At 69.4% G+C, this 1,013-nt stretch carries 1 protein-coding gene; it reads right to left on the reverse strand.

Annotation, left to right across the window (positions count from 1 at the left end; translation table 11 throughout):
• On the reverse strand, positions 1–784 hold a 784-nt coding region (locus NVV99_RS26285; RefSeq protein WP_260783280.1), incomplete at its 3' end, for a hypothetical protein.
• Positions 785–1,013 lie beyond the last annotated feature (229 nt).

The raw sequence follows: 1,013 nt of genomic DNA on the forward strand, positions 1-1,013 counted from the left end.
AGTACGCCTCGGCAGCGCGGTGCCCGAGCTCGCCCCAGCGTTTCGGGTCGGACAGCATCACTCGGCACACCAGGAACTGCTCGTCGGTGAGCGAGTCGCGATCGGCCATCAGATCCGCGAGGGCGACCTGGGCTTTGACCGTGAAATGCCCGTCGGCCCACGACAGGAACTGCGCTGCGGTGTTGACCTGCGGGTTGGCGGCAGTGTCGGCGTCGGTGTCCGGTTCGGCGAGGCGTTCGAGCACCCGGCGCTCGACGTCGGCCAGGGGGTCGATCCGCGGCCGCGGCCGCGGCTGCTCGACCTGCGGTTCTTCGTCCTGGGATGTCTCGGCAGCGGCTGGGGCAGGTGGTGTGGCCGGCTCGGCCGGTGTCGCGGCCGGGATGAACATCGGCCCGGCGGGACGGTCGGTGAACTGGGCGTTGGGCAGGTTGCCGGCGAGCATCGCCGTGATCAGATCGTGGGCTTGGCCTTTGGTGATGTCGTCGTCGAGGACGAACGGCACGTTCGCCTCCGCGGCCAGGCGCTCGATGGTGCGCAGTTGCCGCTCGGTTGCGGGATGCTCCCGCCAGGCCGGTTGTGCGGCGGCGACCTCGCGCACCGTCTGCTTGGGGACGGCCTCCGGGTCGATGCCCCAGGTGTGCAGCTCGGTGCGCAGCTGGTTTTCCTGCGCCCGCAGCTCACGCCAGCGTCCCCGCAGACGGTCGAGCCGTTCGGTCAGCGTGGTGACGCGCTGACCGTTGACCTCGATGCCACGGTCGAAACCGCGTTCCTGCGCAGTCTCCAAAGCTGTGTTCGCTGCGCCCAGCCTCTTGGCGAGCTTGCGTCCCAGCAGCTCCAGGTCTACGAATTCGCTGCGGACTTGCGCCCACTGCGCCTGGATCAGAACGGCAGATCCGGGTCCTCCGGCGGGTTGCGCCGCATCTCGTCCTCGATCAACTCCGTCAGCTCCTCGGTCAGCCGGTCGCGGGAGGTCGCCGGCACCGGCTGGTTGTCCTCGATCCGCTGTGCGATCA

This window comes from Rhodococcus sp. PAE-6 (assembly GCF_025290685.1).
GTDB lineage: Bacteria > Actinomycetota > Actinomycetes > Mycobacteriales > Mycobacteriaceae > Rhodococcus > Rhodococcus pyridinivorans.